The organism is Microseira sp. BLCC-F43, assembly GCF_041929235.1.
In the GTDB taxonomy this organism is placed as follows: Bacteria; Cyanobacteriota; Cyanobacteriia; order Cyanobacteriales; family Aerosakkonemataceae; genus Microseira.
The window spans coordinates 20,426-33,927 of the sequence record NZ_JBHFNP010000308.1 but is presented as its reverse complement, the minus strand read 5'-3'; the positions used below and the strand labels follow the sequence as shown (position 1 = coordinate 33,927).

The window sequence follows — 13,502 nt, the reverse complement described above, 5'->3', positions numbered from 1 at the left end:
GCAATGTTGGCACCGGATTCGTTCCCCGCCAGACTCAGGTCGAAGCTGTTGTCGTTGGTAATGCTGTCGCTGCTGCTGCTACCTGTATCGCTGAAGCTGGTGAGGGATAAAGTGCCCGCTGTCGGTGCTGTCGTGTCTACGGTGACGCTGTAAGCACTGCTATTGCTGCTGTTACCTGCGGTATCGGTGCTTCTCGCTGTAAAGCTGTAGGTTGTACCGTCGGTTAGCGTGGCCGTGGTGAATGTCCAGTTCCCACTCCCATTGGTTGTTGCTGTGCCGAGTTGGGTTGCACCATTGAACAAGGTGACGGTGCTGTTGGCTTCTGCTGTGCCGTTGAGTACCAGAACTGTATCGTTAGTGCTGCCTCCGTTGGCAACTGTTCCAATCACTGGAGCAACATCATCAGCGACACTTGTAATCGTTGGTGTGGTTGGTGCAATGGTGTCGAGGGTTGCACTAGAGATGGGAGTAAATAGTCCTGTAGTAGTTGAGGGAGTGAGTGTTGTTTGGCCACCACTCCTCAAGAAGTTAAAGGTTGGGGCAGATGGAGAGGTATTCGTAGTTGTATTCAGACTACCCGAACCGTTATCACCATTCCCCTGATAAACCTTGAATTGAAGGGAATTTTGATAGTTATTAATCTGACTATCCAGTATGGTATTCAGATTAACCGAGAAACTATAAGTTGCGTTGGTTCCACTTGTCGATGCTGGTTCGGCAATCTGCCAGTACAAAAGCGTATTGCCACTGTATATGGCTAGGAGAAACTTAGCACCTTGATTGTTACTTCCACCAACTGAGTTAGCATTCCCTGCGATGGTAAAGTTAGTTTCTGATGAGTTGATGATCCCATCGCTGCCAATTCCATTCAAGGTTTCAGAGGTGATTGCTAAAACTTCTGAATAGCCAACTAGCTTGGCAGTATCAAAGTAGGTTGTCTTGTTGTTGGTTAATTGCCAAGTTCCACCTTGTTGTATAGCACCTACTTTTCCCGTTGCTGCGGCAACTGTTGCTCCTGTCAGATGTTCTAATTCTGCTATGAATTGATGCTCTGCTCCGACTTCGCAGCTATAGAGGGCTATTTCTTCAACGCACCATTCTTGTAACAGTGCTGCTCTCGACTGCAATTGTTCCCCATTCAAGGGTTTTGCACCGATATGAACTACCCCAGGAGCGCCGTGCGCTGCGATCGCTAATCGTTTGGCTCCCGTTACCGCTAACAACCGCGTAATTACCTCTAGGGCATCATCCTGTGGGTTGATGGTGTAGGCGATCGCTCCAGGCACCAGTGCATTATAAAGGATGTCTAAATCCTGCACGCGGCTATCAAATACGACTAATGATGGGTAATTAATCTGTGCGAAATCGAGCGATGCTATGCCTTGCATCAAGGATTGTTCTGATTTGATTGCGCCGATTGCGTTAACTGTCATGACCAATTTTTCCTTTCCAACCAATAGATATCGACAACCTTTCAGACTCACTTCTGTCAGGCTAAAAACTACGCAAATCTCTATTCCAAAACGCACTCATGCTTTCGGAACAACGATTTTCTTGCTTTCACCAGGCGTTACTTAAATAACTCTGGATTTTGAGACAGCGTTGTCGAGCAAGTTACTTTTCCACAGTTACTTACTCAACAAAATTTGCTTTCGAGAGAAAGTTGAAACACAAAAAACAGGATCAATCGCACGGGTTACCCTATATTCCTGCCATTAATTCACACATACTTCTGCATAGGAATGCCAATCACCAGCGAGTGATAAATGCCAGGATTTACCAACCATATAGAGATGTATTTAGTATTAGCACCCGATTTTAATCGCGTTCCATGTTTTTCTCTTTGAAAACCGTTTGTCTGTAAAAAATATACCAGCAGTTAAGTATGTTAGTTTTAATTGCGTTAATTTTTACATAAAATTTATATAAGCTTTACATGTTCTTCATATAACCCCCCTCGGAGGTTATCTCCGTATGAATATGGTCAATCATTGGTTGGTGAGTGCGATCGCTGACCAAGAAGACGCCCAGATGGGGTGATGGGGAGATGGGGAGATGGGGAGATGGGGAGATGGGGAGAGCGACCCTGCTCAGGATCGAAGCACCTGGTCTAGCAGCCCTCCCGAATTTAAACGCGCTAAAAGGAAAAATTTCTTCCTGGTTGGAATCCCTTGACTTTAGGCATGGGGTTTCCCCGCAGAGCGAGCGTCCCTGTGTCCAGTGCGACCTCTTCAAACTCACGGTGCTGAAAACCTAAGCAATCGCATTCAAGTACCATCAGATACATAACTAAGAGTTCAAATTCAATCGCACCTTCGCCTTTCCCAAGCACAGATACTTTGCCCTTAGGAAAATATGTATGGTTTTATACTAAAGATTCCCTGGCCTCACCGATGGCGATCGCGCCAACCTATAATGGCTGCGGGACAGGTGATATCATGTCCGGTGGCATCAGTTGTATATAGTTAATTGTGCGAAACACAGTTTTTTCCCTCCCACCTGCACAAGATCCCACCTGCTCACCCTAAGCCTAACGCTACCTTAGCCGAGCGGACATGATATGAGAAGAACGAGTGTCCCATCGCTCGATGCTTTCTGTCAGTTAGTTCCAAACGCCTCTCTCTCGCTCCCCCCCCGCCCGGAAATAAATTTCCCAGGCGAGTAGCTTAAGTCGGTTAAAACCGACTAATTTTCTCCTATCTTCAGTCCGTTTCAACGGACTTTAGCTATTAGCCAGGGGTTTAAACCCCTGGCGGGCTGTTGGGCTTTTGGGCTGTTGGGCTTTTGGGCTGTTGGGCTTTTGGGCTGTTGGGCTGTTGGGCTTTTGGGCTGTTGGGCTTTTGGGCTGTTGGGCTTTTGGGCTGTTGGGCTGTTGGGCTGTTGGGCTGTTGGGCTTTTGAGCTTTTGGGAATCAGGCTCAAAACAAGTAAGAGCGAGGTTATCCTCGCCCCTACTTTATATAAGGCTTTCGGTTTAGTTCTTGCTCATATTGGGCGACCAACTGGGCGGCTTTATCTAAAGGAGTTGGTCGAGTATATAATAGCCGCTTGGCATCAGCCCCGATCTGGGAGAGAATAGCATTTTCTGCTAGTCCCCGCGCTAGGGCTTTGGCTTGGAGGGCGTCGAGTCGTCCGCGCAATTCTGCTCTTAATTCTAGAGGAGCTTTGTTGGCTGCGTAGGCTCTTTCCTCTTTAGCTATATATTCCTTCACTTTGGCTGTCCAGTTTTCCAGACCAATCCGAATCGAATTTAAAATATTTTCCCCAAATTTAGTTTCCAGTCTGGTCAGCCATTGACTCAAAGCCTCTATCTGCGCGGGATCTAAAGGCGTTTGCCAGGTTGAATGGTCGGCGATCTTTTCCTCACTTTCCCTCAACGCGGTTTCCGCTTGGCGGTTAAGTTCGCTTAATTGGGAGAGGAGATGATGGGCGCAAGCAAACTTTTCCCTCATCTGATTCTGCTGTCTTACCGACTCTTCCAACGTCGCTTTCACCCGCAAAATCAGCGGTTTAATTTCCCGAGCAAAATTGGCGCTAACTCCCAACGGATCGCTTTCAATCTTGTCGCGCAACCCATTAATTTTTTGCCGCGCCGCCGATAATTCGCCCACAGAACTTTCTCCTAGCGAGTCTGCTAACCGTTGCAGGGATACAATTTCGGCTTCAGAGGCAGCTAGCTCGGCTTCTAAGCGCATCCAAGCTGCATCTACCTCTAAAACGGCATTTTTTGCCACATCGAAGGCGCTGGTCATTGCAGCGAGGAGTTCGAGGGGCGCGATCGCATTCGCAGTTTGCGCCACACTCAGCAGTCCCCTTTGTGCCAGGGGAATTTGCACAACCGCCAATTGGATCGAAGTTCCTGTTAAAATTTGTTCGATTTCTTTAACTTTCACCTCGGATACCCATAACGGAGATAGTTGCTTTCGCAATTCGGTTGCTTGATTAATTGTTTTAATCAGCAAGTCGAAATGTTGAAACAACTCGTTCATCGCCTCCAACGCAGGCGTCACCCGCGCCAAAGTTATTCCCGCTAGCTGTACGGGAGGGAAACCGGAAACACCGCACAGCCGCTGGTAAGTTGGAAGTTCGTGTAAGTCTATAAGATTTTGACTTGCTAGGTCAATTTTCTGCTTCCAGTCGGCTAACAATTGGTCAATTTCTTCAACAGTCACAGCCGTTGCCTTTTTCCCTACTATATATATGTAAATTCACGATAAAGAAATGTTATTACCGAAACTGACCAAGAAGACGCAAAGACGCCGAGAAAGGGAGACGTGGAGAATGAAGATGGGGAAGAATTCTTTCTTGTCTTCCTCATCTCCCCCTCTCCGCGTCCCCGCGTCCCCCACTCTCCGCGTCCTCTTCAACATAGACCTATGAAAAGTACACTGCGCGAGCTTTTAATCCTACTCACCGTCCTAGTAGCTGGAATCAGCCTCACAGAAGCTGGGATGACGATACCCGCTAACAACACCGCCACCAAACAGACAAGAAGCTGCACTCCCACGACATGTACGCCTTATAGAGCCAACTTTGAACGCGCGATCGCCAATGGTACAATCAGACGACCAGAGCGCGTTCCGGGGGTAGAGCAAGCGATCGCATTAGCAGATCGTGCCATGACGCGGGGCGATCGCAACGAAGCCGCCCGCCGTCTCGCCCAAGCCTTAGTCATCCTATCCGAAGAACAAGGAACCGAAAGCGCGATCGCTTACGAGCGTACCTTAGAAGCCGACATGAAAGCCAAAAAAGGCCAGCCCCTCAGAACAGCTTTACCCTTATTTGGACGCATCTTTCCCCAAAATCGCAATCCGTTTAGGTAATTGGTAATTGGTAATTGGTAATTGGAGGTATCGAGTATCCTGATTTACCAACAACTTACCTCTTCTTTTCTCTTTCCTCTGCGTTCTTTGTGCTGGGTTTCGCTTCACTCTTGTGGGGTGGGCATTCTGCCCGCCCTTGAGTTTCTTTATTGCAGAAGTTTATTCAACCCGCCCTATGCGCTCATAAGGCCAAAATCTCTTTGTCGCTTTACCAATAATATTCTCACGAGGAACAGGCCCCCAGAAATGACTATCGCAGCTATTGTTGCGGTTGTCACCCAATACTAAATAAGACTTAGCAGGCACGGTAACAGGGCCAAACTGGTAATTTGGAGGCGATTCAATATACTTTTCCTGCAACGTTTGATTGTTAATATAAACCTGCTCTCCCTTAATCTCTACTTTGTCTCCAGGTAGCCCAATAATTCGCTGAATAAAGGCATTCCGCAATTTGGGATTGCTAGGCTTTGTTATATCTGTAGGCGAGTTCGACCAACTATCGTTTGGGTCGGAGGTAGAAAAGCTACCGAAACAAGCGGCAGCTTTCTCAGGAGCCATAAACACCACAATATCTCCCCGCTGTGGCTCTTGAAAGCGGTAATTCAGCTTGTCGATAATCAAGCGATCGTTAATTTGCAATGTAGGAAGCATCGATCCCGATGGAATATAGCGAGCTTCTGCCACAAAAGTTCTAATCAAAAATGCTGGAATAGCCGAAATTAATAGAGGAACGATAATTAATAGAGCCAAAATCTTTATGATAAGGCTTCTAGATCTTTCCCTACGAACAGGTGCAGCAATATAAGCGTGATAAGCCACAAAATGAGAAATCATAAAATTTATAATTCCCATAATTCTACCCCCAACTAATGGAGCCAGAGCAAGGATTGAAAGCACATACATCGTACATAACAAAGCACCTATAAAAAATTTTCCGATATAAATGTGACCTAATCCAGGGATAATTCTTGAAAGGAATACAGCCAGCCAAGGGTCTTTACTGGTTTTCCTCAATGCTTCAAAGCTGCGATTATTTGCCTTTCTTGCACATCGATGAGCATCAAACAGATTCCAAATATTAACTACTACAGTAGAAAGCAATAAAATGAAACTTATTCCTATATCACCCGTGGGGCTAAAGAATAACCATCCTGCAATACCAATTAATAAAATGTAAGAAATTATCAAACCGATGCCGCGCCCTACATTACCCGCATATATCTGTCCAATTCCCGGAAAAAGCATTGATAAATTTACGGCAAGCCAAGGCTCTTTACCACGCTCTGTGCTATTCATAATTACCTATGTTTCTATTAGCAAAAAGTAGCTCGATAATAACATATCGAGCTACCAATATCCCTACAAACCCAAATCTACCGCAATCCGATGAGCGCAAGCGAAACCAGAAAACGCCACCGCATTTAAACCTTGACCGGGAAACGTACTATCTCCCACGCAATACAAACCGGGAATTGATGTACGATTAAACGGCATTCCCAACAACCCCATTAACTTGCGGCGAGGAATTGGCCCATAACTGCCATCTACTCGTCCCAAATAGCGGCGATGGGTGCGGGGCGTCCCCACTTCCATATAATCCAATCCGGCATCTAAACCGGGGAAAATTGTCTCCAATCTTTCGATAATTCTTCCAGCAGCCTCTTCCTTTTTCTCCTCGTACTCATCCGGCGACATTCCCTGCCAATCATCCACCCAACTGGGTGTAAATACGTGCAGAATGTGATAACCTTCGGGTGCTAAAGTCGGGTCAAGCAGCGTGGGAATTGAAATAAAAATCGTCCCTTCTGGTGCCTCCATCTTGTCCCAGTCTTCCAGTACAATGTGATGGCACTCCGTACCCAAGGGCAGAACGCTGGCCTCGACCCCTAAATGCAAACTCAAAAAACTCGGCGATTTTTGATAGCGTTTTTGCCATTTCTTCTCAGCAACAGGCATGTCTTCTCGTGGCAATAGTTTCTCAAAAGTATCCCAGCGCGTGGCGTTGGAAACAATCCGCTTTGCCCGATAAACTTCCCCCGTAGCCAGCTGGACGCCTACTGCTTTTCCCTCTTCAGTTACAATCTTGGTTACCCTGGCTTTGTACTGAATTTGACTCCCTGCTTTTTCCAGTCCTTCGACTAATTTGAGGGCAATTTGACCGACCCCCCCTTTGGGGTAATTAATTCCGCCGTAATGTCGGTCGGAAAATACCATTCCGGCATTAATCATCGGCGTCATATCTGCTGGGACAACCGACCAACAATAGCATTCAATATCGATAAATTTCAGCAAAATTGGGTCTTTAATGTATTTGCGGGCGACTTCACCCGCATTTTGGGGCAAGTATTTCACCAATCCCAAACAAGCTCCCGGATGCTGGAAAAACACCCGCGTCAGATATCGCGGTTCTTCTAAAGACAGCAACTCCATTGCGTTCAGACAGTTGAACACCTCCCAGCACTCGTCGTAAAATTGGCGGATGCCGTGGCGTTCTTGCGGAAACTTTTCAATTAGTTCTTGCAAAAATTTCTCATAATTCCGATGCACTCTCAGATTTAAACCATCGGGGAGGTGGTAGTGAATTTGTACCGGATCGGGAATAGTTTCCAAAGTGACATTTACAGCTTGAAGGGCGCGAGTGAGAAGATTGGTAGTGCCTTTGTCGCCAAAGCCAAAAATCATCGACGCACCTACATCAAACCGATACCCCTCCCGTTCAAAGTAACCCGCACTACCCCCTGGGATGAGATATCCTTCCAGCACCAGCACTTTAGCACCCTTCGCCGCCAGTTGGGTTGCCGTCACCAGCCCTCCAATACCAGAGCCAATTACGATCGCATCAAACTCTGACGCAGTTGATTGAGTTTGAGCAGAAAACACCTGTGAGTTGTTCGATACGGAAGGCATGGAGTCAGCCGTCTAGAATAAATTTCTGATTTTCCAGTGTAACGCTTGCGATTGAGCTTACGCTCTCGCCCCCAAAGCCTGCCAAAAAAAATACGGACTCCAGCCGCTAACTGCTGACCGAGCCCGTCTGCCGTTCCTCACAGAGAAGAACACGAGAGAGGAGAACACTAAAAACAATATAACCTTGTTGATAATCAGTGTCAATACAATTGGGAAAATTTTTCAATTAGTCGGGGTTGGGGAGAGGCAAGAGGAACGAAGGGCAGCGTTTGATTGGATACCGCGAGGTTTTATGATTATTCAAGGCTTGGAACTGGCATCCTTCGCGTTTCGCCAACAACACCCGCCCACTTAGCAATCCAAAACCCAAAATTTTCATGACTTTGCAGTTACGTGTCTACGTGCCTCCTCATCCTTTAATCAAGCACTGGTTAGGCGTTGCCCGCGATGCGGGGACACCACCGGCACTGTTTAAAAGCGCCATCAAAGAATTGGGACGCTGGCTGACTTATGAGGCGGCGCGGGAATGGTTGCCAACCATCGAGACAACGGTGCAGTCACCATTGTCTGAATGTCCGGCAACGTTTATTGACCCAGAAGTGCCGGTGGTAGCAGTGCCAATTTTACGGGCAGGACTGGGATTGTTAGAAGGGGCGCAAACTGTACTGCCGAATGCATCGATATACCACCTGGGGATAGTGCGGGATGAGAAGACGCTAGAACCTACTTGTTATCTGAATCCCTTTCCAGAGAAGTTTGACCCCCAAACGCGGGTTTTAATTACCGATCCGATGTTGGCAACGGGCGGGACAATTATGAAGGCGATGGAGGAGTTGACTTTTCGCGGCATCGATGCATCGCTGGTGAGGATTATTTCAGTGGTGGCGGCTCCCCCAGCGTTGCAAAAACTCAGCGTTGCCTATCCGAGCTTGAATATCTACACGGCGATTATAGACGAGGGATTGAATAGCCAAGGTTATATTATCCCCGGATTAGGAGATGCGGGCGATCGCACGTTTGGCACTTTTTAGGGCAGGGGGAAGAGGACGCTCTGACGGGGAGACGCAAAGACGCGGGAAATGATGAAAATGGGGAAGAAATTACTTCTACTTCCTCGTATGCAGCCTCCCCGCGTCCTTAGCGTCTTTGCGTCCCCACGTCTTCTTCCCCATCCCAAGTAGGCAACTGGAACTGCCACCAGGTAAGCTGGGAACAGAGGCGGTGAAATTGAATCCATTTTCCAAAATCTAAAATCCAGGCATTGTTATGAGTCAGCGTGATAATTTTGCAGCGGGTTTTATCGCCGGATCGGTGTTTGGCGGGATAGTCGGCGGGGTGCTGGGAGCAATGCTAGTTTCCAGAATCAACCACCAGGAAACCGACGAAGCCAAAACCCCGATCGTTGATGAAACCCCACCTGAGATTAAACCGGAGAAAGGGAAGAAACGTCAGATCGAACCAGGTGCATCCGAACAAAGGATAGAAATGGCTCGCCGCAGCTTGGAAGAGAAAATCGCTCAATTGAATCAGACAATTGACGAAGCTCGCCAGCAACTGGCTAAAGTAAATGGAAATTCTACCTTGGGGACGAGCGATACGGCTAGCGCCACACTGCGTGACCGCGCTCTCTCCAGAGACGCCTAAATTGACACATCCTGCCTCTGTAACCGATCCGATTACCGATCCGCGATCGCCACAGATCGGTTAAATTAAAGTCAAAAGTCAATAGCCTCGCCAAACTCCGCAAAAAGTACAGAACAATCATGGATACCGCAGTTGTACTGCTAATTACTACGCTTGCTCAGTTCTTGCAGATTTATTCGGTTCTGCTGATTATTAGGATTCTGTTAACCTGGTTCCCCAATGTCAACTGGTACGATCCGCCGTTTTCTATCCTCGCCCAGCTAACCGATCCTTACCTGAATATCTTCCGCTCATTTATTCCTCCATTGGGCGGCATGGACTTTTCCCCCATTTTGGCAATTCTGCTGCTCAATTTGGTTTCTTCCCTACTCGCTAGCCTGCAAAGAGCGGTAGTGTTTTAGTCATTAGTCATTGTCGAATTTGAACTGGTTTTCTAGGGGCACGGCGTCCCATTTTCTATCAAAGATTGTCGAATGCCGTGCCCCTGGTTTTGTAGGGGCGGGTTTAACGAGATATTTCCTAGTTCCACGAATTGGTTGGTAAAACCCGCCCTAAATTTGATTTCTACCAAAGATTGTAGAATGTTCCCTACAGCCAGCAATTCAGCTAACGACGCACTTTGCCTGCAAATCCAGATGCTTTAAACTGCTTCAATTTTAAAGGCGTTGGCTGAGTGGCGGCGACAGAAATTCTAAATTCAAAATCGCTGACTCCGGGTGGTACTTCCTCAATAGAACCTAAACGATTGCGATTTTGCATTACCGTATCGTTATTGGCATCGTAGACGCGACCGAAAATATCGGCGTTATAGATATATTTACCCGATGTATTTTCAGCTTTGCCAGCGATGATAAAGCAGTTAGCACGCTTGACAGAACCGCTGACGACTGACCCTTGTGCCACTTCGGGCGGACAGTCATGGTAAGAAAGGTCATACAGCTTGATTGGGGTTAACGCCCAAGCAGGTGGCGCTTCTACCCAGCTGATAATTGCGATCGCACAGGACAGCAGAAATACACTGAAGGCTCGAAACCGCATAATTTACACCAAAAATTGCTTGTTGCACGCTTCTTCATTCCCTCAGCTTACCGCTGGAGGGAGTCATTGTGCTTAGATTTGCAATTATATACGGTTCGATAATGCCTTTTTTAAACGAACCGCCAAGACGCCAAGAACGCCAAGAAGAAGAGGAAGAAGATTATAGGGGTTGTCGAACCGGATTTGGTATAACTGGGATAATCTACGAGGGACAATTTTTGGGTAAAATTCTGGCAATCAACTTAATTCAGACAAGGGGAAACGCGATGAAATTAATCGGTCGAATTCCCGGACAAGCTTATTTATTGCTTGCTATCCTGATTTTTGCGGCTGCTAATCCGATTATCCGTAGGCTAACGCAATTGGGAGCGCAGAATTTAATTGATGGTCGCAATCCCATCTCTTTCTGCAATGTATTGTTTGTGGGAAATTTATGCGCGTTGTTGGTTTTGGTTCCTATTTTACGCCCACAGTGGAATGCTAATTCCCTCAAACAAATTTCAAAGAAAAACTGGATCAGTTTGATTGCCGTGACTATTCTGGGAGGAACGTTGAGTCCTGCTTTAACTTTTTCGGCACTTTCTTTAACAACGGTTAATAATGTAGTTTTAATCGGACGGTTGGAACCGCCTTTAGTTTTGGCATTATCAGTTTGGTTGTTGCGAGAAAGAGTGAATTCTTGGGTGGTAGGCGGTGCAGTGGTATCGTTTATCGGTGTGGCGCTGACGATATTGCTGCAAAAACCAAGTGAAAATATGGTGAGTATGGGGGGTGGAATGGAGATTGGGCAGGGGGAATTACTCGCAGCGATCGCTGCGATTTCTTTAGCGGTTTCTACAAGTATCAGTAGAGCGAGTCTGCGTCAAGTACCTTTGGGAATATTCTCTATTTTTAGGACGGCGATGGGGGCGGTTGTTTTCTTTGTGGCAGCGATCGCATTATACGGAGCGGGGCATTTTATGGATGTCTTTTCGCCTTTTCTGTGGCAGTGGATGCTCGTCTACGGCGCTGTAATTATCGTGGGTGGACAGTTGTGTTGGTATACGGGTTTGAAAAGTTCTAGCGCCTCTGAAGTGTCTCTGGCTAGCTCTTTTAGCCCGGTAGCAGGAATTTGTGCGGCTTTTTTGATTTTAGGAGAAGCCCCCACGTTTGCACAATATGTGGGAGGTAGCGCCATCTTAGTTGGGATTGTTTTAACTCAGATGGGAAATATGCGATCGCGCGTTCAAGAAAGGGCGCTATCCCAAGTTAAAGATATGGATGGAGAAGTGGGTTTTAAAGGGGTTTAACTTGCCCAATTAGTCTGTAGGAGGATGCCAGCCTCCGAGCGTCCAACGACTCCGAGCTACAATAATTACTGGGTTATTCATTCGCCAACAAACAATTGTAGCTCGACCTACGGCATTTAGACCTTCAACTCTTGTGCCATCAGGACTCCATCCAAAGTGGTCAAGCCATCTTTGAGTGCGTGGATTAAATAAAGGTACAATTTCCCCAGTTAAAGGGTCAGTAGCTTCTGTAGAATCGCTCTTAAATTCGTTGCAAGAACGACAAGCCAAACAAAGATTTTCAAAGGTAGTCTCTCCACCTTTAGAGACAGGTTGAATATGATCGAATGTCATAGGAATTCCGCTGTTGGCTTCGCTTGTCAAACAATAACAGCAACGCCGACGATCGGTTTCTTCAATTCGAGTTCGTAAACTATCAGAAATATAGGTAGACACAAAAATTCAGGGGTTTGGTACAACATGCCCCCGCCAGCGGAGTAATACAGATGCTTGGGCTTTACGTAGCATAAAAAGATCGGCTTCGTGGCGCAGTGCCATCAATTCTAATCGTTCTGTTTCAGTTAGCGTAACGTTAGAATTGCGCTCAAGTAAAATGTTGTATCGCTCCATGTCAGATGCTGTTTTTCGGCTATGGAAAATCTGCCACAATGCATTGTCATCGAGTTTGTCTAAAGCGGCAATATCAGCTTGAAATTCTTCGGGTACATCATCCCAGGTGGGAGGACTCCCGACTTTTATAGCCTGGAGGATAACTTCTTCAAGCGATCGCCCGGTAGCAACAGCAGTGTTAACCAAGCGTTGATAGATAATTTCGGGAATTTGCAGTGTAACAGTTTCAACTGGCATATCCGTTTATAACCCTAAGTGCTGTCGTAAAGATTGACGCATTATGTCTACTGGGACATCTTGCTGCTGCAACCAAATTCTTAAGGCAGATGCACCTTGTTGCACCAGCATTTCTAAACCATCAATGGCGATCGCTCCCCTTTCTTGCGCTAATCTGAGAAACTGAGTCGGGTTGGGTGTATAAATTAGGTCGTATGCGATCGCTCCCTTTGGCAACAAATCCATTTCTTCCCTGGTGACGGGTGATACATCCACGTGTGGATACATGCCCACGGGAGTTGTATTCACCAATAAATCGGCATTAGAAAGCAATTCTGGGAACTTTTGCCAGGTATGGACCGTGAGTTTATCGATTAACTTTGAATTGCGCCAACTATCTAAAAAATAGTTTAATTTCTGCTCGTCGCGACCAACAACAATTATGTTTGCACAACCCAAAGAAGCACAACCCGCCACCACTGCCCGCGCCGCGCCACCATAGCCTAAAATTACGGCTGTAGTCTGATGCCAATTACTGGCGGAAAGATTCTGACTCCCCCTCTCCTCTATCAGGAGAGGGGGTAGGGGGGAGAGGTTCTTTAACGGCGCGAGAAATCCTTCCACATCGGTATTTGTGCCACTCCAACCATTTTCGGTACGCCAAACGGTGTTGACGGCTCCTACAGCTTGAGCAATGGGCGATACTTCAGATAATAGAGGGATAATTGCTTGCTTATGGGGAATGGTGACGTTAAAGCCAACGAGGTTATCGATAGCGGTGAAGCTGGCGATCGCTTGTTGCAAATTTTCCGGTTTTATGGGAAAAGGTACGTAAACATAATCTAGCCCCATATGGGCGAGGGCGGCATTTTGCATCACTGGTGAGAGGGAATGCTCAACTGGATAACCAATGATGCCTAGTAATTTAGTTTTACCTGTAATCATATTCCTAATACTGAATAGAGTAAGCAATGGGG

At 46.8% G+C, this 13,502-nt stretch carries 13 protein-coding genes; 5 read left to right on the top strand and 8 right to left on the bottom strand.

Annotation, left to right across the window (positions count from 1 at the left end):
* On the bottom strand, nt 1-1,433 hold a 1,433-nt coding region (locus ACE1CM_RS41170; protein WP_374884968.1), incomplete at its 3' end, for a DUF4347 domain-containing protein.
* A gap of 1,517 nt (nt 1,434-2,950) precedes the next feature.
* Nucleotides 2,951-4,171 (bottom strand): hypothetical protein, encoded by a 1,221-nt coding sequence (locus tag ACE1CM_RS41165; RefSeq protein ID WP_374884966.1) that lies wholly within the window; start codon nt 4,169-4,171, stop codon nt 2,951-2,953.
* A 204-nt stretch (nt 4,172-4,375) separates the two neighbouring features.
* Between ACE1CM_RS41165 and ACE1CM_RS41160 the strand changes: the two genes are divergently transcribed.
* On the top strand, nt 4,376-4,822 hold the full coding sequence (locus tag ACE1CM_RS41160) for a hypothetical protein (protein WP_374884965.1): 447 nt from the start codon (nt 4,376-4,378) through the stop codon (nt 4,820-4,822).
* 159 nt (nt 4,823-4,981) lie between these two features.
* Here the strand turns inward: ACE1CM_RS41160 and lepB are convergent, their stop codons facing one another.
* Complete coding sequence (gene lepB / locus ACE1CM_RS41155; RefSeq protein WP_374884970.1) at nt 4,982-5,584, bottom strand: signal peptidase I; 603 nt, start codon at nt 5,582-5,584, stop codon at nt 4,982-4,984.
* A gap of 597 nt (nt 5,585-6,181) precedes the next feature.
* Nucleotides 6,182-7,729, bottom strand: a complete 1,548-nt coding sequence (crtH, locus tag ACE1CM_RS41150) for a carotenoid isomerase (RefSeq protein ID WP_374884963.1) — start codon at nt 7,727-7,729, stop codon at nt 6,182-6,184.
* 377 nt (nt 7,730-8,106) lie between these two features.
* On the opposite strand from crtH, the gene upp reads away from it, so the two are divergent.
* The 3 genes from upp (at nt 8,107) to ACE1CM_RS41135 (ending at nt 9,774) form a co-directional block, all read left to right on the top strand.
* A complete protein-coding gene (gene upp, locus ACE1CM_RS41145; protein ID WP_374884961.1) occupies nt 8,107-8,760 on the top strand; it encodes a uracil phosphoribosyltransferase in 654 nt (217 codons plus the stop codon).
* Nucleotides 8,761-8,995: 235 nt separating this feature from the next.
* Nucleotides 8,996-9,373, top strand: a complete 378-nt coding sequence (locus ACE1CM_RS41140; RefSeq protein WP_374884959.1) for a hypothetical protein — start codon at nt 8,996-8,998, stop codon at nt 9,371-9,373.
* A 119-nt stretch (nt 9,374-9,492) separates the two neighbouring features.
* Nucleotides 9,493-9,774, top strand: coding sequence for a YggT family protein (locus tag ACE1CM_RS41135; protein ID WP_374884957.1), 282 nt, complete (start codon nt 9,493-9,495; stop codon nt 9,772-9,774).
* A 205-nt stretch (nt 9,775-9,979) separates the two neighbouring features.
* Here ACE1CM_RS41135 and ACE1CM_RS41130 read toward each other — a convergent pair whose 3' ends face one another.
* Nucleotides 9,980-10,411 carry a hypothetical protein gene (locus ACE1CM_RS41130; protein ID WP_374884955.1) on the bottom strand — a complete coding sequence of 144 codons (432 nt, stop codon included), beginning with the start codon at nt 10,409-10,411 and terminating at the stop codon, nt 9,980-9,982.
* Nucleotides 10,412-10,479: 68 nt separating this feature from the next.
* On the opposite strand from ACE1CM_RS41130, the gene ACE1CM_RS41125 reads away from it, so the two are divergent.
* On the top strand, nt 10,480-11,700 hold the full coding sequence (locus ACE1CM_RS41125) for a DMT family transporter (protein WP_374884954.1): 1,221 nt from the start codon (nt 10,480-10,482) through the stop codon (nt 11,698-11,700).
* Between the two features lie 9 nt (nt 11,701-11,709).
* On the opposite strand, the gene ACE1CM_RS41120 is transcribed toward ACE1CM_RS41125, so the two are convergent.
* From ACE1CM_RS41120 to ACE1CM_RS41110, 3 genes are read right to left on the bottom strand one after another with little or no spacing between them, the layout of a single operon-like run.
* Nucleotides 11,710-12,135, bottom strand: coding sequence for an HNH endonuclease (locus ACE1CM_RS41120; RefSeq protein WP_374884952.1), 426 nt, complete (start codon nt 12,133-12,135; stop codon nt 11,710-11,712).
* Between the two features lie 6 nt (nt 12,136-12,141).
* Complete coding sequence (locus ACE1CM_RS41115; RefSeq protein WP_374884950.1) at nt 12,142-12,546, bottom strand: hypothetical protein; 405 nt, start codon at nt 12,544-12,546, stop codon at nt 12,142-12,144.
* A gap of 6 nt (nt 12,547-12,552) precedes the next feature.
* Complete coding sequence (locus tag ACE1CM_RS41110; protein WP_374884949.1) at nt 12,553-13,470, bottom strand: shikimate dehydrogenase; 918 nt, start codon at nt 13,468-13,470, stop codon at nt 12,553-12,555.
* Nucleotides 13,471-13,502: the final 32 nt, after the last annotated feature.